Source organism: Acidisoma silvae, from assembly GCF_020618775.1.
Taxonomy (GTDB): Bacteria; Pseudomonadota; Alphaproteobacteria; order Acetobacterales; family Acetobacteraceae; genus Acidisoma; species Acidisoma silvae.
This window is the reverse complement of sequence record NZ_JAESVB010000024.1, coordinates 1-17,482: the sequence shown is the minus strand read 5'-3', so window position 1 is coordinate 17,482 and position 17,482 is coordinate 1. Positions and strand designations below refer to the sequence as shown.

Annotated in this window: 16 protein-coding genes and 2 pseudogenes; 5 read left to right on the top strand and 13 right to left on the bottom strand. The window is 57.8% G+C overall.

Going from position 1 to position 17,482, the window contains the following annotated elements; all coding sequences use genetic code 11:
• Nucleotides 1-9 precede the first annotated feature (9 nt).
• From ASILVAE211_RS23305 to ASILVAE211_RS23295, 3 genes are all read right to left on the bottom strand, one after another.
• Nucleotides 10-618 (bottom strand): DUF5666 domain-containing protein, encoded by a 609-nt coding sequence (locus ASILVAE211_RS23305; RefSeq protein ID WP_227323765.1) that lies wholly within the window; start codon nt 616-618, stop codon nt 10-12.
• A 34-nt stretch (nt 619-652) separates the two neighbouring features.
• Nucleotides 653-1,456, bottom strand: coding sequence for an MOSC domain-containing protein (locus ASILVAE211_RS23300; RefSeq protein ID WP_227323764.1), 804 nt, complete (start codon nt 1,454-1,456; stop codon nt 653-655).
• Between the two features lie 892 nt (nt 1,457-2,348).
• Nucleotides 2,349-2,822 (bottom strand): MucR family transcriptional regulator, encoded by a 474-nt coding sequence (locus ASILVAE211_RS23295; RefSeq protein ID WP_227323763.1) that lies wholly within the window; start codon nt 2,820-2,822, stop codon nt 2,349-2,351.
• 736 nt (nt 2,823-3,558) lie between these two features.
• On the opposite strand from ASILVAE211_RS23295, the gene ASILVAE211_RS23290 reads away from it, so the two are divergent.
• Nucleotides 3,559-3,828 carry an HU family DNA-binding protein gene (locus ASILVAE211_RS23290; RefSeq protein WP_227323762.1) on the top strand — a complete coding sequence of 90 codons (270 nt, stop codon included), beginning with the start codon at nt 3,559-3,561 and terminating at the stop codon, nt 3,826-3,828.
• A 414-nt stretch (nt 3,829-4,242) separates the two neighbouring features.
• On the opposite strand, the gene ASILVAE211_RS23285 is transcribed toward ASILVAE211_RS23290, so the two are convergent.
• The 6 genes and pseudogenes from ASILVAE211_RS23285 to ASILVAE211_RS23260 all read right to left on the bottom strand — a co-directional run bounded on the left by ASILVAE211_RS23285 (nt 4,243) and on the right by ASILVAE211_RS23260 (nt 7,947).
• The gene (locus ASILVAE211_RS23285; protein ID WP_227323761.1) at nt 4,243-4,779 is read right to left on the bottom strand and encodes a metal-dependent hydrolase; all 537 of its coding nucleotides are present in this window, start codon (nt 4,777-4,779) and stop codon (nt 4,243-4,245) included.
• Between the two features lie 618 nt (nt 4,780-5,397).
• Complete coding sequence (locus ASILVAE211_RS23280; protein WP_227323760.1) at nt 5,398-5,994, bottom strand: hypothetical protein; 597 nt, start codon at nt 5,992-5,994, stop codon at nt 5,398-5,400.
• Nucleotides 5,995-6,018: 24 nt separating this feature from the next.
• A complete protein-coding gene (locus tag ASILVAE211_RS23275) occupies nt 6,019-6,918 on the bottom strand; it encodes a zincin-like metallopeptidase domain-containing protein (RefSeq protein WP_227323759.1) in 900 nt (299 codons plus the stop codon).
• 44 nt (nt 6,919-6,962) lie between these two features.
• A pseudogene (locus ASILVAE211_RS23270) lies at nt 6,963-7,274 on the bottom strand (ArdC-like ssDNA-binding domain-containing protein); the annotation flags it as partial.
• Nucleotides 7,275-7,293: 19 nt separating this feature from the next.
• The gene (locus tag ASILVAE211_RS23265; protein ID WP_227323758.1) at nt 7,294-7,506 is read right to left on the bottom strand and encodes a hypothetical protein; all 213 of its coding nucleotides are present in this window, start codon (nt 7,504-7,506) and stop codon (nt 7,294-7,296) included.
• A gap of 45 nt (nt 7,507-7,551) precedes the next feature.
• Nucleotides 7,552-7,947: a transglycosylase SLT domain-containing protein gene (locus ASILVAE211_RS23260; RefSeq protein ID WP_227323757.1), complete on the bottom strand. Its 396-nt coding sequence runs from the start codon at nt 7,945-7,947 to the stop codon at nt 7,552-7,554.
• A gap of 750 nt (nt 7,948-8,697) precedes the next feature.
• Between ASILVAE211_RS23260 and ASILVAE211_RS23255 the strand changes: the two genes are divergently transcribed.
• The gene (locus tag ASILVAE211_RS23255) at nt 8,698-9,285 is read left to right on the top strand and encodes a hypothetical protein (RefSeq protein ID WP_227323756.1); all 588 of its coding nucleotides are present in this window, start codon (nt 8,698-8,700) and stop codon (nt 9,283-9,285) included.
• Here ASILVAE211_RS23255 and ASILVAE211_RS23250 read toward each other — a convergent pair.
• From ASILVAE211_RS23250 to ASILVAE211_RS23245, 3 genes and pseudogenes are all read right to left on the bottom strand, one after another.
• The gene (locus ASILVAE211_RS23250; RefSeq protein WP_227323755.1) at nt 9,248-9,616 is read right to left on the bottom strand and encodes a hypothetical protein; all 369 of its coding nucleotides are present in this window, start codon (nt 9,614-9,616) and stop codon (nt 9,248-9,250) included. The genes ASILVAE211_RS23255 and ASILVAE211_RS23250 overlap by 38 nt on opposite strands.
• Nucleotides 9,573-9,839 carry a hypothetical protein gene (locus ASILVAE211_RS26575; RefSeq protein ID WP_406566096.1) on the bottom strand — a complete coding sequence of 89 codons (267 nt, stop codon included), beginning with the start codon at nt 9,837-9,839 and terminating at the stop codon, nt 9,573-9,575. The genes ASILVAE211_RS23250 and ASILVAE211_RS26575 overlap by 44 nt, the downstream gene beginning before the upstream one ends.
• Nucleotides 9,840-9,877: 38 nt before the next feature.
• A pseudogene (locus ASILVAE211_RS23245) lies at nt 9,878-10,763 on the bottom strand (transposase); the annotation flags it as partial.
• A gap of 491 nt (nt 10,764-11,254) precedes the next feature.
• On the opposite strand from ASILVAE211_RS23245, the gene ASILVAE211_RS23240 reads away from it, so the two are divergent.
• The 3 genes from ASILVAE211_RS23240 to repB all read left to right on the top strand — a co-directional run bounded on the left by ASILVAE211_RS23240 (nt 11,255) and on the right by repB (nt 15,566).
• Nucleotides 11,255-11,536, top strand: coding sequence for a hypothetical protein (locus ASILVAE211_RS23240; protein WP_227323754.1), 282 nt, complete (start codon nt 11,255-11,257; stop codon nt 11,534-11,536).
• Between the two features lie 1,736 nt (nt 11,537-13,272).
• Nucleotides 13,273-14,502: a plasmid partitioning protein RepA gene (repA, locus tag ASILVAE211_RS23235; RefSeq protein ID WP_227323753.1), complete on the top strand. Its 1,230-nt coding sequence runs from the start codon at nt 13,273-13,275 to the stop codon at nt 14,500-14,502.
• Complete coding sequence (repB, locus tag ASILVAE211_RS23230) at nt 14,502-15,566, top strand: plasmid partitioning protein RepB (protein WP_227323752.1); 1,065 nt, start codon at nt 14,502-14,504, stop codon at nt 15,564-15,566. The genes repA and repB overlap by 1 nt, the downstream gene beginning before the upstream one ends.
• A 210-nt stretch (nt 15,567-15,776) precedes the next feature.
• Here repB and ASILVAE211_RS23225 read toward each other — a convergent pair whose 3' ends face one another.
• Nucleotides 15,777-16,709 (bottom strand): replication protein RepA, encoded by a 933-nt coding sequence (locus ASILVAE211_RS23225; protein ID WP_227323751.1) that lies wholly within the window; start codon nt 16,707-16,709, stop codon nt 15,777-15,779.
• Between the last annotated feature and the right edge of the window lie 773 nt (nt 16,710-17,482).

Sequence of the window (17,482 nt, the reverse complement as noted above, 5' to 3'; positions counted from 1 at the left end):
TCTTTCTCGTCACATGGGCGGCACAAGACCGTCGCGACCGATGAGAATGCGGTCGGCAGTCAGATTCCCATCACCGCCTTTATGACCAAAGACGATGATGTGTTGTCCCTTCACAAACTCGAGGCGCGATGCGCTATCGATGAAGACGATTGGCACATCTGGGGGTACCACGATTTTCTTCTGGCCACCGTGATAGCTGACCGTCATCGTTCGGCCATTTGCTACGACCAAGTCGCCGACCGTTCCGTTGGTCATCGAACCTGTCCGGCCATCGCCTTGCCAGGCGCGATTGCCCTCTCCAGAACCCCGGAGAGCAGATGCGAAGACGTGAACTTCGAGCGCTTTTAAAGTTCCGTCCGACTGCGGTACTGCTGCGGTGCCCACAAAACTTCCTGGTTTGATGTCCGTTATCTTCGCGTAGGTGACATCCGCGAATTTTGTGTCGGTAGTTAGATCGATCGAGATTATGGCACCTTGGTGAGTTGTAACCTGCGCAACATCCCCCTTGACCGAGGTCACCGTCCCTCGAGTTCTCTGGGATGTTTGCGCCTGCACCGACCCGGCACCGACTGCCACAATGCCCAAGGTCAATACGAAAGCCAGACTATGATATTTCAAGGACTCTATCCCTTAATTTTCTGGTGCTTATTTGTTAGACAGAGTGAAATGGCAATATACCATGCCGGAAATGGACCTGGTCCCCGACCGCCAGATTCCCGTTCTCCACTATCTCTAAATATACACCAAGATCCGGATGGCCGAAATGACGAAAGATCGCTTTAGGCAGATGAGTGTCGCGCACCGCCGTTCTTGGATTCACGTCAATGGCCGCGCAGCGTCGCGTGCGCAACGCGCCACGAAAGCGGGTGGCGCCAATGATCACATCGCGATCCACCCAATCAAGCTCGGCGCGTGCGTCGAGACCGTCAATATAAACGTTCGCGCGGAAGCGCAGTGGATGAATTTCCTGACCGACGACCGTTTCCAGTTCCCGGACGGTCGATAGATTTATGACAGACAGGGCACGCATCATCGTGGGGGAGACAACACTCACATCGGTAAACTTATGGCTCGGCGCCTCGGCAACGCGAATGTTACCCTGAGCAGCTGCACCCACGAAGTCTGTAAAAAAGGCTTCGACAGTGGATCGCCCGTCTGCCGATTGAAGGCTGGCTTCCAAAACGACCTGACCATTTTGGGACACCGTCAGAGTTGAGCGAGTTTCGTCGAAATGACTTTGTAATTGAGCCAAAATCTCGTTTGCTCGTAGCATGAGAAAATGTCCCTTATCCAAGGGCTCTGCCTTCTCTCGCTCAAATCGTGTGCTTCCCAAGGCGAGCGCATAAGTCCTGTCATGAGCGACACCATTGGCCACACTCAGATCCAGTGTTGCCACAGGCTGTGCAGAGAGCCCCTTGACCGGGTACCGATAGAGTTGGGTCACGTGAACCGTCATGCGTCATACTCCTCATCCATGGGTCACGGTCGGTTTCTTTACGCTTGTCTTGACTTTCTTACCCCGTACAGGCCGTTGGAAGGGTAAATCTGGCGGGCAAACTTTATTATGCGCCGGGTGGATCGGACACTCTTTATTACTTTGCAGGTTCTGAAACTCTTCAATCTAATCGCTAGAGTATCCGTTATGGGCAAGTAGATTTTGGCGACCAGATCCGATCATCACGCAACAGGGCGTTAGCAAAGACAATGTAATTCTCGATGAGCGGCTTCAAGGATAATGCCGAGGCGAAGGTTGGGAGCGCCATCGACGCCGCGCGCGGGAACGGCTACCCGATACTGTTCACGTCTGAGCCGGAAGAATAGATATCCGATCTGAGACGCGGATACGTGGCGCTGCAGCGGTTATAGGCCTTTCGGAAATTTTGATCGTGACTTGCCTGCTAGTCTTACGGCCGCCGAGCCGGACGCCATGCCAATCGCGAGTGCGCCGTAGATCAACGCCATCTCACGCTTGGTGAAGACGAGTTCCCAGCCTGGCGTGAACCGCTTCGGTGTCGCCCTATAGTCGGCAGCTGCAGCAATGGGGCCAAGCGCGGCGCTCACGATCGGAAATTTCCATTCTGTGAGATGTCCTGCGCCCAGGGCCCCTTCGTAGAGTGCGGCCCAGAACATGGTTGCGGCAACGTTAGTCATGAAACCGACGGCGGTATGGCTGAGGTCCGGAGTCCTTACCTTTGCCGCCCGGTCCCCCTTGAACCAGTGAGCCGTACAGTTAAGGCCGGGCCAAACACTGCCGGTTCGCCTTGCGGATAATGCCATCAAGGCTGCCGTGCATGCGATGGTGCCGCCAACGGCTGATGCGGCAACGCGGGTTATATAACGGGGCACTGTTACGCCTTTGCACCACGGCGCCCTGATTTGATTTTCTGAGTACCGGATTCCCCGTTATCTGCAATAAATCGCGGGGTCGTGCCCAAACCACTTTTCTTGGCGAGCGATGACCGGTGCAGAGCGTAATTGGGTGCGACAATAGGATAGCTCGGCGGCAGCCCCCATTTTGCCCGATACTCATCCGGCTCCATATTATAGGCCGTCTTTAAATGCCTCTTGAGCATTTTGAGTTTCTTACCGTCCTCCAGGCAAACGATATAATCCGGAAAGACGCTCTTTTTGATAGGGACCGCCGGTTGGGGCGCTTGGGCCTCCACTTCAGCTGGGGTTGCACTGAGCGTTGCAAAAGAATTCTGAACGGCCCGGACAAGGGCTGGGACCTCCACCGCGTCGACCGTGTGATTGGCGACATAGGCTGAGACGATGTCGGATACGAGCTGGCCGAGATCACTGCCATGAAAGGGAGCAAGCACTGGTTATTTCCTTGGAGATGGGCTTTGTTCAACGAACAAATGGCCAGTATTCTTCGATAGTCAATCGAATTTCTACTGCTTTGCTTATTTGAGGATTTAGACAGATGTAGCCCTTGGGCAATTGGACGCTGACGATAGCTTTCCATATGCAAGGGAGACGCCTGCACCAGGCCGCTTCAGGACTGCCGCCGTGGACCCAATTGTTCCTTCGAGCCCGAAGACTTTGTTAAACCTTCGGACCGATCCTTGGGGAAACGCCCGAATCCTGTACCCGCAGCCGCTTTGGTCGGCAGGATCCTCTGTCCTATTGGACCATCCCAAAATGCCGGAGCGCTGCCTCAATGGCTGAACGCCGATCCCCGGGACAAGGGTTGACCCGCGTGGGATGGTCGAAGCGATTCGTCGAGCGACGCATGGCAAAACCAAGGTCTGATTTTACATGAGCGATCCAACATGTCTTGGGCACAAAACCACTTTTGACGCGGACCCGATTCTGTATCTCGCGATAGGTCGCCATTACGTCTTTGGACTCCTGTCTCATACACGACTACGTTGAGTTCAACATCGACTGGCTGATTGGTGCAAGAGTTACAAACTATCCGGGGCAAAGACTAGACCTACCAGCGAACCAAATGTTTTCGGTGAGCCCATAAGACATCGCTGACCATATAGGCAGCTATTTGAAATCTGATCGCAGTATGACTATAGGGCGTCTCGGTTACCTTAGGAAAAATACATGTCGAAAGCCTTCATTGCTCAAGTCATTCAGGAGAGCCTCGAGACCACCGGTGTGGCCGCCAACCGCGCGGCCGCCGACGTCATCGACGCTATCGTCGCGCAGCTGAAGAAGGAAGGTGGCTTTACCCTTCCGTCCTTTGGAACCTTCACGGTCAAAAAGACAAAGGCCCGGAAGGCGCTCAATCCCCGTACCGGCGAACCCGTCAAGGTGAAGGCTGGCAAGACCGTTCGCTTCAAGGCGTCCCCGACCCTGAAGCAAGCTGTTTAAGTAAGTCCTGGGGTCAAGGAGATCCGCTGAGGCGGGCCTTTGGCCTCCTCAGCCTAGGCCCTACTGCTCAAGATCGAAGTTGCCCCGCACAAAGGCACACGACTGCTGTGGCTGGCGAAGCTTGAAGGGACTCGCCGCCTAACGGACGGTACGCTGCCCTGATTGTTTACTTCAGGATTATCAGCTGCGTCGCTTCAGCAGGTTTCCTCAGGACGATAATGGGTTGCATGGGCGCTCCAGTGCAGGCCGCCATATCAAACGTTCTTACCTTCACGACCCCATCGCTCGATGATCTGCCCGGGCAATTGGAAGAACAATTGCAGGTAATGCCGTATTTGCGTCCGGCGTCGCGCATGAGCTGCAGGAAGCCCATGAGGCACAACCTAGCCTTGACAATTCTCTGGCTATTCGTGGCTAAAACACACCCGCCTCGAAAAGGCCCCTCAGCACATCTGTCGTGCGAAAGAATGTGGGATTGATGTGATAGGCAATGCCGACAATCAAACCCAAAATGGGGACCAGCAGGAGCGCTTCACTTTTGCTTCCAGTCTTTATCGCTGGCCAACAACCATATCGGACGCGGCTCACAGGATATAGAAGTGCGCAGCCTCCTTTGGTTAGAAGATCCGCTAAGATGTGCGACGTGTACCCAACAAGAAACCCAAAACCTATCTTCGAGAATCCTGCGCGCTCCGCGAAAGGCATCATCGCCGCACACAAGGCAAGCGCAAGAATCGAATGTGTCGCTGTGCGATGGCCGACTATCGCATTCAATGGGTAGGATACAAAGAAAAACATGCGGCCGAGCTTCGAGTGAGGGTGGTCGATGTCCGGCGCTAAACTCCCTACCACGGCAGCAATCAACATGATCGGAGTAAGCGGCACGATGCCGCAAGCACCTAGCGCTACCGCTGCGGTGCCTCCAATCAATGCATGCGACCTTGCCATCATCCGCGAAGCGCCCCACCCAACTGCATTAAGAAGCTAAGCAGCGGGCTGCACGACTTCCGCGACGGAGGGAAAATCATGCCTGTGACGCACTGTCAACCGGCCGCTGGCGATGAGATCAGGCCGATTTAGTATCTGGGCCGCAACTGCAAGAACATCATCATCCGTCTGGCCCGATTTCACATTCCCCGCCGTCTGCTATCGGCCAGAACTCAATTCCTGGTTCGGTTCGGATTCAAGCTGCCGTTCGACCAGCGCGATCTCGACTTCCTCATCCTCATGAGCCTGCTGCTGTCGTTCTTCAACCAATTCATGCGCCTGAGTCTCGGCATCCTGCTCTCGCCGGAGCAACGCGCTTTCTACCGCGATCTGCTTTGCTGCAATTGACCGTAGGCCGCACCCGATGGCCTCACGAGTTGCAATATCTCTGTTGGTTTTCTGGTAGTCGTTCCAGTCCGTCCCGCGATCATCGGGCGCGAAATCAGGTAGCAGCGTGTAGCCCCCAACCTGAACAGCAGCCTCCTCGCTCTTTCGGCGTCCGACATTCTGGTCGGCGTTCTTCGTGTGGTCGTTGTCTCCGGCAATAATGATGCTCCGCTCAGGGTAGCGGTCTCGATAGAGTTACGCGACGGGCGCAATATTGCCGGCATTAAACGCGGCGATGACCGGGAGGCTTGCGGCCTCGCTTAAGGTCGCGGCCGTGGCATAGCCCTCGGCGATGATGATCGGCTCATCAGGTTTTAGCTCACCGCAAACGATCACATGCATTCCTTCGACGCGACCGCCTTTGTGGAAGGATTTGCTCCCCTCGCCGTCGATCGTTTGGATGCTCCCTATGCGACCATCGATATCGCGCATGGGAACGATCAGCTTGCCCTCAAGGTTCGCCTCTTTGGGCCGGCCGAATTTCTTGGTGGTAGTAATGGTCTGGCCAGATGCGCCCTGGTGCAACTCGCCCGGCTCAATATTCTTTGCGAAGAGATAGGGGTACATGGCGGATGCAGCCGGGGCGGCAGCCAATACCGCTTCGACCGTAAGAGCCGCTGCCCGAGCGGCGGTCTCGCGCTCGACAGCGCGGATATGGGCCTTCTGCGCAGCCTCTGCGGCTAGCCTGGCTCGATCCTGAGTGCCAAGCGCCTGCATGGGCGCGCCCGATTTCCAGTTTTCCTGCACGCCTGTTTTGAAATTCTGAATATAGCCCGCCGGGTGGCCGTCCAAATGGCCGACATAGGCCCCGCTACGCTATGCGCCGGTATCACCGACCACGCGCACCCGGTGGAGCTGACCGTCCATTTCAGGTAAGCCGTTGAGCTCAAGCCCAGAAGCGCGAAGCGCCTCCGCGAACTCTGCACGTGGATCAACTAACGGCACGACATGAAGCTCATCATGCGGCGGCAGCCAGCCGCTCAGCGGGGCAAGGTCGGTTCCAACCGGCACAAACCAGGCTTTGGCCTCACGGTCCCATCTTGCGCCCGCGGCCTTGGCTTGGTCCTTCTCCGCATACGGCACCACAAGATAGGTGCGCTCGCTGCTGGCTTGCATGATGGGGTGTTCCTCCCGAACCAAGGTCGGCGCCCGGACAACCACAGTCTCGGCGTCGGTGCTTTCTTGTGACGATTGATCCTGTGCTGGTTCGGCACCCTGCTCCTGCGCGCGCTCGAAGCCGCGCAACATGGCCGCGATCTTCTCAGCCTCGGCCGCCGCCCGAAAAATTTCCTGCGGATCGCTTTCAAGGGCTTTGATCCAGCTCCCGACATAGGCAGCGTGTCGGCTTGGATCGTGGCCGATACCGATCTCCGTCCCGACGATCAGAGAAGCGATCTCTGCCCGAAGTTCCTCACGGGCGTAGCCCTCACTGCCAAACGGGTGCGCAAGATCGCGGTCAAGCCGGTTCGGCGCGCCAGTCCAATGGAGCTCGTGTATCGCCGAGGCATAATATCCGTCTGCCGCCGGAAACTGTCCCCGTTCTGGCATAACCATCTTATCTGTTGATGGCTGGTAATAGGCTCTGTTACCCGCCTGATGATCTATACGGGCATCGGATTCCGTCAAAATCTCCTCGGCCCGCGCGTGCCGATCCCATTCCGCAATCATGCGCGTGGGCAGCGGCGGAAGCCCGTCAATCTGCTCGCCATTGAACACAGTGAAGGTTTTAACGCGGGGTCGCTCGTATTCAACAACGCGGGTCAGCAGCTTGCCATCCTCGCCTCGGACTGGCGTACCTTTCTCATCGGTAACGTAACCCGCTCGCTGCCGCGGATAATCCAGTATTGAATTTGTGTGCCCTGTTCGCCCTTGCGCACCTGGGCGCCCTCGGCTGACGCCTGGCGGTAGGTCATCCAGCGCGGATCGGAATGCCCCTGCGCCATCAACCAAATGACATTGCCACCACGATAGTCTTTTCCAGTTGTCGGGTTGTAAGGCAGGAATTGTTCGCCCGGCTGCCACGGCTTTTGCCAGGGTGCTACGCCTTGCTTCAATTGCTCTATTAGGCTCTCGGCAACCTTTTTGGCTTAATCAGTTGCCATGGTCATCCTCCGTGTCTGCGAGAGTGACGGCAATTTCGTCAAAAGCGCCCATTTGCTCGGCAGTCTCGGCGTCAACCTCGAGCCAAACGCCTTCAATTCCGAAATCCGCTAAGCTGCGCGAGAGGTAGGGCATTGTCTCGATCTTGGTGATCTGCCCTTCGTCCGTCTCGGATATGATCTCAGTTGGTTTTCTGTAAGACATTGGTCCCCTCCCCGTGGCAAAGCCGGCTGTGACTTTTCCGCGTGCTCACTGATTGGCAGTCTCCCGCGCGTAGACTGCCGGGCTGGCTGTATAAGGATTGGCAAAACTTGCCCGCGCCGCGCTATGGGTACGATCGGATGCGATGGTGACGAAAGGCCGATGGCCAATCGCCCCACCCGGCCCGTAGTATTTGGCGACGTAGCCATTGGCGAATCCGCGCTCAAAGTCGCCGGTGTTATAGACTGACAGCGCGGCTTTCAGGGCCTCTTGCGGATTGGATCGGTTGGCAGACGCCGACAGAAAATCTGCTACGAGAATCGCGGCGCCGACCTGGATGTTGGTGCAAGGATCGAACATCTGCCCAACCGTCACACCGAGGCTTGGCAGGTTGCGGCTGTTGACCTGCATCAGCCCCAGGTCGACGCTATAGCCACGTGCCATCCACGCTTGCACTTCGGCCTTGGCCTCAGACGCGGTTGAAGCAGGTGGTGGCTGTGACAGCGCGCCATTGTGTCCAAGCGCCGATATAAACGCCTGCCCCCGCCTCGCCTTCTTTTGGCAAGAACCCGATCGCCCGCATTTCCTCTGCGGTGGTGATTCACCGGGCCGTGCCATGCAGACCCTCGATCCTTTGCGGTCGACGGCGGGCCGAGCCACCAACTTGAACCCCGATCAGAATGCCACCAGCGACGAGGGCCAGGACACCCGCACCGGCGAGCTGGAACGTGTTTGAGACAGAGCCAGCCCATGGGGCCTGCGCCCATTGAGTCCAGGCCCAGGGTGCGTAAAGCTTCGCAAGCCAAGGAGACCCAAGGGCGGTATCGTAGTGGAGCCGCCAGGCGACAAACTCCGTTACGCCGGCATTTATAGCGACAACAGCGGCCGCCACGACCCCCATGCCGACCAGCGCGGACTGCCGGTCTTCGTGATCGGCAAAATAGGTATATTGGGTGCGCTGCCTATCATAGCTCTCAATCCTCCAGTCGGATGGGCATCGAGGTCACAACCTGATGGGCGCAGGCCTAATAAGCTAGTTTGATAAGTCTATATCATACGTCATATAAAATAATAGGGAGCTCCGACGATCTCGTACCGGTGCTCTCTTGGCCACCACTACCGGCCCACGTTGATCGGGCTCGAAACGCCGACATATCACGAGTAAGATATTTGGAAATGATCTGAGCTTACTCGATGCCCCTTCCCGACGATTACCGGTCGCTTTTGAATGTTTTGGCTACCGCATGTAGCAGCTACCAGCAGACAACTGGGGGCGCCTTGGCGGTGCTCGTGGGAGGCGCTGCAGCGGCGATCTACACCGATGGACTTTTCATGTCGGGGGATTTCGATTTTGTTGCAGCGAGCGATGACCATCTGAAAGCGGCCCTGCTAGCGGCGGGGTTTGTCGAAGAAACGCGACAAGGGCGCCTATCTGGTGGCTTTTATCATCCCAGCTATCCCGAATATGGGGTCGAACAAGTCTCTGGTCCTCTTTTCGACGGGCGGTCGGATCCTGACCGACTGGTGTTGATTAGGGCGCATGCGGCCGGAGAAATTGCTCTTCCGGCCGTCGAGGACCTCATTGCGGATCGCTTAGCGCAGCATGAGGTGCGCGGAAGCCATACCGATCACTCTCGCCTGGAACAGGCAAAAGCCATGTTTAGACTCGCGCCCAAACTAGATATTTCCTATCTAAAGAGGCGAATTGAGCAGGAACAGGGCGATTTCGACCTGCTCGGCCCCATTATGGATAGCCATCACGATGATCCGGATGTCTCTTGACGACCTGTTGACCGAAGTAAGGGCTAAGAAACGCGAGCTCGGGATCAAAGATACCGAGCTCGCCGTCGAAGCTCTGCGCAACAAGGGTGGAGATCGCTCGCCCCGGAAACGAGCCTTGCTGACAGCCGCTGAGCAGCGCGCTCGAGACGCCGGCCGCAAGCCCATCCCAGCCCACTTTTGACGCCTGTCGGCTTTGACCCTGCGGAGTGCTCATTGTGCGGATGGTTGCTGGATTCTCCGCAGCAAGTCGGCTGATGGGCATGCTCATCAGATCTAAGGCATCGAATTTACGCTCGCCCGGCGTTCTGTTCGAGGTGCGGAGCATGATCAATTAGGCGACCTCTCGCGTCGATCCGCACGGCGTCGCCAATACGCCAACCGGACGCACGCGCAGCCTGAGCCAAAGAAACCTTCTTCACGAGCGTTTCCCCACCTCGATCGAGCAAGAGCACCTCGCAGCCTTCCCCGAGATGGCGTCGCCCCTGATAGACGACATCGCCTGCATCAGCCGGCCGACAAAGTCGCCTGCCGGGGCGAAAGAGGCCCCCCGAGATTGTAGCTTTCGTGGAGAAGCGCAGTAAGGCCAGTGAGAGTGCTCGACCGCCGCTACAATTAGATCTCGGATATCGCCGCCTTTGATGCCCACCGTTGTCGCGACATGGCTCATGGCCTCTCGGTCGCAGCAGTCGAGAGCAAAAGCGACACGAACACGTTCCGCATTGTCGCGGCGATCTCAAAACCATCGGAGCACCAGCGGAGATTGGATTGCCCGACTGCGACCCGGCCATCATGCTGACGTTCAACCCCGCCCCCTGCGTGTTTCTGCAGGAGAAGGCCGTGCTTTTTCATGATTCGACAGACACATTTGCAGTTCGCAGGCGCGTCACCCTAGGCTTCAGACCGACGGCGCAGCACAGCCCATACCCGCGGATAGCCTTAGGACGGCATCTCAGCGATCACAGCCATGATCTCGCTCAGCAGCGGCTCTTCGGACAAAACTGGGCGCCCACGGCGCTTGGACGGGCCCTTCGTGACGCGGCGCGCGATATTCGAACGCGCCACCCCGAGCGTCTCGCAGATGGCCGTCATCGCGAACTGTCTCGTGGCAGCGGCAGTAGCCGCAACGGCCGTTTTTTTGAGTCGGTCGCGACCTCAAGCGCCTCTTTCGAGATCTCGGTTTCCAGGGTCTTTTTGCCCAAAAGACGCTGGAGCTCGCGGATCATATCCTGCTGTGCTCGGAAAGCAGATGCCGGGACAACCTCTTCCTCGGCTTGCGTCGCGGCCAGTGCCCCTTGTTCGGCCAGGCGTCGCCATGTGAAGAGCTGGTTCGGTGAAACATCGCGCCGACGTGCGACAATGCTGACAGTGGCGCCAGCCTCACGGGTCTCGTCGACCATCGCCAACTTCTCCACCACAGACCAACGCCGTCGGCGTGCCGGTCCAGGCAAAACCTCGGCTCGAGGATAAGAACCACTCATAGAACCGACCATATAACCAACCCTTAGTTAAGGGTGAGTCTCGTCCGGCGATTTAGCGGGCAGCCCCACTGGCTGTCAGGTCATCCAGACGAAGCGTTCTGCTGCACATCTGATCCTTTTGAGGCGCGACAGTCCTGCGGTCGTGTTGAAAGCCACCAATTAAGGCAGGAACAACTTTTTCCATGTTAAGGCACGGTAATGCGTTTCCCTTAATATATGCTTGATAAATATCCTCCTCTTGCACACATTTTTCGCGTTTTTTGAGCTTCTGAATCGCACTGGAACTCCCGCATCGCGCCATGCAGCATCACCAGCCGATCGACCAGGATCCGAGCCCTTTCGATCTGTCAGAGCCCCCTGCCCTTCCTGACGACACCGGTGCCAGCAAGTTAGGTCACGGTTGGGCAGACCTCCATAGGACAGTCTCCGAAGATGTGGGCCTCCGGTTCGACGCCGCAGCGCGTGTCGCCGTTCCCCTTGCTGACGGCACATTGGCAACCGCTCGTGACGCGGCTTATGCCTATGCCTGTCATGCGAAGTCAGACGACACCCGCCGCGCTTACCGGGCGGGCGTCCGCGCCTCGTGTGCCTGGTGCGAGACCCATGCCCTCCCCTGCCTGCCGACAGGTTCCGCCAATATCGTCGCCTTCCTAGCGGCCGAACGCGGCCAAGGGGTGGGCGTCAGCCCCTTACCCTCCGCCGCGCCGCCATCCGCTACCTATACCTTCATCGCGGATCTGCCGGTGCCGACCGCAGAAGCCCCGCGTCGCTAAGACGGTGGCTGGCATCCGGCGTCACGCCGGCGCCAAAGGAGCAGATCCTACACGGAAACTGGCCACCGCCGCCGCCAGCCTGGGCCCGATCATGGCACAAATTGGGGATGATTTCGTCGCCTCCGTGAGCGCGCCCTGCTCCTGGGTGGTTTTGCCGGCGCCCTGCGGCGATCAAAGCTCTCAGCCAACCGCATGGAGCACCCGGAGACCCGGAAGGGTCACCTGCACCTCGCCCTCCCTCAGTCCAAGGGCGAGCGCATGGGCTAGGCCGTCATCGTTGCGATCCTTTATGGCAGCATCGCTGCGATGGCGGGTCCGGGCCCTGCGGCGCTGGTAGTCAGCGGCTGACATTGCTGGCGGGGCGGTGTTCCGGCAAATCTGGCAGCCACCGACCCGCGCTAAGTCTGCCGATTTCAGCGCGCGCTGGTCTTGTCATCGGGACAGACGCCCGCGATCTCGGCACGATTGCCCGGATCGCCAAATCATGGGCACAAACAGCGGGTTTTGATCCGGCACTCCTTAGCGGACATAGTCTCAAACGCGGCGCACTGACGACCAGTAAAGACCTCGCACCCCCCCATCCCGCCTCAAACGGCTCGGCCGACACAAAAGCCACGCCGCACTCGACACCTATCTCGAATTCGGCGATCCCTTTGAGCCCCCCCTCCATGGCATCGTATGAAAGTACACCGGCGCTGTGCTACCGGCTAACGCTGCCAGGGAAAAAGCCTTGTCCGAGTAGCTAAGCTGCGGCGCGGCTCAACGGCTTCGAAAAAAGCGGTCGCCGCGTTACTATCCCTGTGCAATACAGATCGCGTCGCCGAGCTCTGATATTCACTTAGCTCTCATCGAGCCACGAAGACCAGCCAACAGACACGATATACTTCGACGCGACTGAGGGATCGCCTTCATGCGGGCCGGAGGATCGCGACCCATGGCTGGACGGTCTCGTAGCCAGGCCCATCAGTCCGACAACAGAGGGTGACGGCAGTCGGATTGTCGGTAATTCGAAACGTCAGCGCTCACCAGCATCATCTGCTGCGGTTACAGAAATTTCGCGCCTTACGAAATCCAACAGGACACCATTTTTCCCTGACAGCATTCGCCCAGTCGAACAATTGACTTCGATATCGGGAGCTACCGGCAGAAGCTGCTTGCTGCGTGGCCGACTCTGCCTGATGACGAACTCGTAGGTTGGGTCATATCCCCCATTGACCCGGGCGTGCCGACGATTGGACCAGGATATCAGGATCTCCGAGCCGGACAGCATTATTTGGCGCATGGTTCACTAATACGCGCGGGAAATTGGACGACCTGTTAAATGCCCCCGAGCCGTTTCGCACCATATCCAAAAGAAGCGTCGGCGACAAAAACGCTACGCTTCATAAACGCTCAGGCCTTGAAAACCTTCGCAGGCGGCCTCTCGATTAAGACCGGTTGGACAGAAAAGGCAAGTTGGCTCAAATCCCGATTGAGTTGACGGCCGTCAACTCAATTCGAATTGGAACTATTGCGACATTCACGTCGCCACTCCTGGGGAAGCGATGCATCGGAGTCGCGCTCTGCGCCCATTAGGTCCGATTTCGGACTAGTTGTCGGCCGTCAACTCTCGACTTTCATGAGCTAGCGCCTCGCAATTTTCGTGAGCCAAGGAAATGATTGCAGCGTGGACCTTAGCTCGTTAAATGCGTTTAAACTCACACTTCGAGTTTAAACCGCATGTGCGATTTTAAGTCATGAAAAAAGCAACAGCCCAACAGACGATGCAAGAGCGTGTCCTGTCTCACGACATTGACACTATCATCAGTCACCACGCGCGGGAACTCTCAGAAAAACTTCAGGCCCATCGCCTGGAACTTTTCCCCCCTGCCGCACAAAAGTCCCTCCGTCGCTTTGTCGTCGGCGAAGCCGCCAAGCTGCTCGGCGTCAAACCCGGATACCTTCGCAACCTCTCCCTCGAAGGCAAAGGGCCGGACCCTGTTGTGACCGGTGGGGGCCGTCGCTCCTATACCGCTGAACAGATACAGGCGCTGCGGCATTATCTCGATGCCAATGGACGGTCCAGCAAACGCTATGTCCCGCATCGCAGCAATGGCGAAGCCTTACAGGTTGTGGCTGTCGTCAATTTTAAAGGCGGCAGTGGGAAGACAACAACTGCAGGGCACCTCGCGCAGCACTTGGCCTTGCGTGGCCATCGCGTGCTCGCAATTGACCTCGATCCCCAAGCAAGCCTTTCTTCCCTACACGGATTTCAACCGGAATTTGACGTAGGAGAGAACGAAACGCTCTACGGCGCCATTCGCTATGATGACCAGCGCCGGCCGCTGCGCGAGATCATCAAACGCACGAATTTTCCGGGCCTGGACATCGTGCCTGGCAATATCGAGCTGATGGAGTTCGAATATGACACGCCGCGTGAGATGGCGCTGCGCCGTGGCGGGGCAGGGGACAGCATATTTTTCGCGCGCCTCAACACTGCTCTGGAAGACGTTGCCGACGACTACGACGTGGTGGTGATCGATTGCCCACCGCAGCTTGGTTATCTCACCATGTCCGCGCTTTGCACCGCGACTGCGGTTCTCATCACTGTCCATCCGCAAATGCTGGACGTGATGTCCATGTGCCAATTCCTCTTGATGATGGGCGATCTGCTCGGCCATCTGAAGCGGGCAGGGGGTAATATGGGGTTCGATTGGCTGCGCTATCTCATCACACGCTACGAACCTTCCGATGGCCCGCAGACCCAGATGGTCGGCTTTTTGCGCTCGCTCTTCGGCCAGCACGTGCTGATCAATCCCATGCTCAAGAGCGTCGCAATCTCAGACGCCGGAATTACGAAACAAACCTTGTATGAGGTGGAGCGGCGGCAATTCACCAGCTCCACGTATGATCGCGCGATGGAATCGCTCGATGCGGTCAATGGTGAAATCGAAGATCTCATTCACGCTACCTGGGGGCGGTCCTGATGGCACGAAAGAACCTGCTAACCGGCCTGACCGAAAAGAAACTGTCGGAAGGGGAGGGGATAGCCGCCTCCGAAACCGGAACCATTGTACCAGCAGCACCGGTCCGCGCACCCTCAAGCGCCTTTTCCAGCCGTGGGGCCTTTGGCGCTGTGACCCGCACGATTGATGATCTTGCGGCCCGTGCGGATGCAGCGCGCACCCTCGAAGCCACGCTCGCCACTGGCGAGACTATCGTGGAGCTCGACCCTGCGGCCATCGACCGCTCACCGGTTGCTGATCGGATGGAACCCCAGGATGAAAGCTACCGGGCGCTGCGCGATAGCATCGCTGAGAAGGGGCAGGACAGCCCCATTCTTGTCCGGCCTCATCCAGTGCAGAAGGGGCGCTATCAGGTAGCTTTCGGGCATCGTCGTCTCGCCGCCGCGACGGAGCTTGGCCGTCCAGTGCGCGCCATCGTCAAAGCGCTGAGCGACCGCGACCTGGTCATCGCCCAGGGGCAGGAAAACAGTGCCCGTGCCGATCTGTCCTTCATCGAGCGCAGCCGCTTCGCGCAGTCCTTGGAGGTAGCGGGCCATGACCGAGAAACGATCATGCAGGCGCTTTCGATCGACAAGACGACTCTCTCGCGGTTGATATCGGTCGCGAGCCGACTGCCGACCGATATCGTAGAAGCCGTGGGTCCTGCGCCGGCAGCGGGTCGAGACCGATGGGTCGCGTTGTCCAAAGCCTATATGGAAAAAGTGCGGGAGCGCCCAGTTGACCCTCTACTTGAGAGCCACCGCTTCCTTTCGGCAACATCCGATCGGCGTTTCGAAATGCTGTTCCAACATCTCACTCGAGCCGTGAGCGTTATGCCACGCAGCAAGCCTCGTTCTTGGGTCGCGCGGAACGGCCAGCGCGTTGCGATCGTGACTGAGAACAGTCAGGTTTTCACGCTGGCGATTGACCGCGCGGTGGCCCCGGAATTCGGCAGCTTTCTGCTCGAGCGCATAGAGGCGCTATACGAAGAGTATCAGTCCGGGCCGCGCACAAAGTCAGATTTCCACATCTCGCTGGATCGCTGACGGCCCTTACCGGGGCGTGGACTTTACTGGGAGTCGGCCGGTACAGGCCGCAGCAGATAAGTGTGACCCATGTGGACTTTACTGGGAAGCACCGTCACGGCCCTTGAAAACATTAGGTTTTTTTCGAATAGCCAAACAAAAAAAGAGCCGTCTCGCACCCGAGAGGCTCTTTTTTCGCGGCACTAATTCAACGTGGACTTTACTGGGGACTTACTTGCCAGAGATCGCGACGAGGCGGCTGGGCACCGGCGGACGTGAAGGATGCAGCACTAAGCCAGCGCCATTTTCGTCTTCTTCCACGCGTGCATCAGGATAAACCGCTAAAGCAAGCGCGAGGGTTGGGCGGAAATTCATCTTGAAATGGTCCATTCGACCGTAGCCGGCGCCGAACTGGGTCTTCACAGCCTTCCAGGAGATCGGCCGGGGTTTGTCGAGCGAGTGCAGCCGGTAAGCAAGCCAGGCATAGACGTCTAAGGCCATGGAGTTATTGGCAATTGCGCGAATGGCGGCGTCTTGCAGCGGGACCGGATGGCGCTGCAGCTGCTCGTAAAAACCCTCTGACAGGCGCGCTGTGTCGACGAAAAGACTGCCCTGTCCGGGCTCCGCGCCCTCCAGGAACATCGCGGTATCGACAAGGTTCTGATTCGTCATACCAACGCGATTGCCCTGCCTGATGGTCAAACTGAGGCGGCAACGACTGATTCGCTCGCACTGATCGCGCACGTCCTTGAGGCTTTTACCACCGACTGGAATCCCCATTTTCATGAGCCATTCCCGCAGCGAGCGGCCAAGCAGGATTTCGCGAGATTTCGTACGGATTGCCTCACTTTGCAGGTAGATCATAATTAATCGGGCGCGGCTGCCGTAAGGCACGCCTACAGCCTCAGGCTTGCCACCAGGGGTGGGGCGCATGCCCGGCTCGACCACAAGCGCCATACGCTCGCTCTCGATTTGCCAACCAGCGTCATTGGGAAGTTTCCGATGAGGCAGGGCCGCCTGACACCAACCCGAATAAAGAAAACCAATGCTGTTTTCTTCATCCCCAAGATACTGTGCTGCCGCTTCAACCACGACACGTTCGAAGTCAGCCAGCAGTGCTCCCTGCTTGCCCTTCGCTTCCAGAATGTCGTGAACCTTTCCCATGGGCTGAACACTGGGGGATAACGCGGTGAATGTCACCGTGGACTTTTGTGGGGCAAGCTACTGGTTTGGTTTATTTGTATTTTGTACTTGTACTGTCACCAGAAGAGTCCACGGGACGACTGTGGCTAAAACATTGATTCCTTTGGTCTTCCAGAATCAGCCCTCCCAGAAGAGTCCACACCTTATCCCAGTAAAGTCCATGCCCCTGCTGTGGATGGCTCCCAGTAAAGTCCACGCTATCAGTGCCGAGTCTCAACACGGAAATACATGCTCAGCGACCCCGACTCGTGTAGCCTCAGCATGCTCCAGGCGGCCATGTGGCGGCTCTGGCCACAATCAGGCAACGCCGCCAGCATGAAGCGGAGGGGACTTTACAGCGCCGACAACCGCTGCACAGGGGGGGGATCTGGCGCTTGGGATAGCGTCGTGCGGCTGAGACCAGGGGCAGCTGGGGACGGCCGAGATCGGGCCTGTTGATATAAAAGCCTAAGACTAACCCGCGCTGATGCGCGCGGGATCTTATGCGGCTCATTTGATGATGAGGGCGGTGGTGCTGCGGTCGACGGTGCTGGCCTCTGGGCGCAGTCGGGTAGGGCAGTGAATTATGTGCACGGAACCGTTTCTACTGCGTCGTTTATTGGAGCACGTTACGCGTGATAAACACCATTATCGCGCCTAGCTTGTTTTTCTGACTTGTCTTTCCCGCGGGGAGGGGGTCTCCTCGCCGCCATGACCGAAATCCATCCCGCGTCGGACCCTGAGGGTTTCGACCC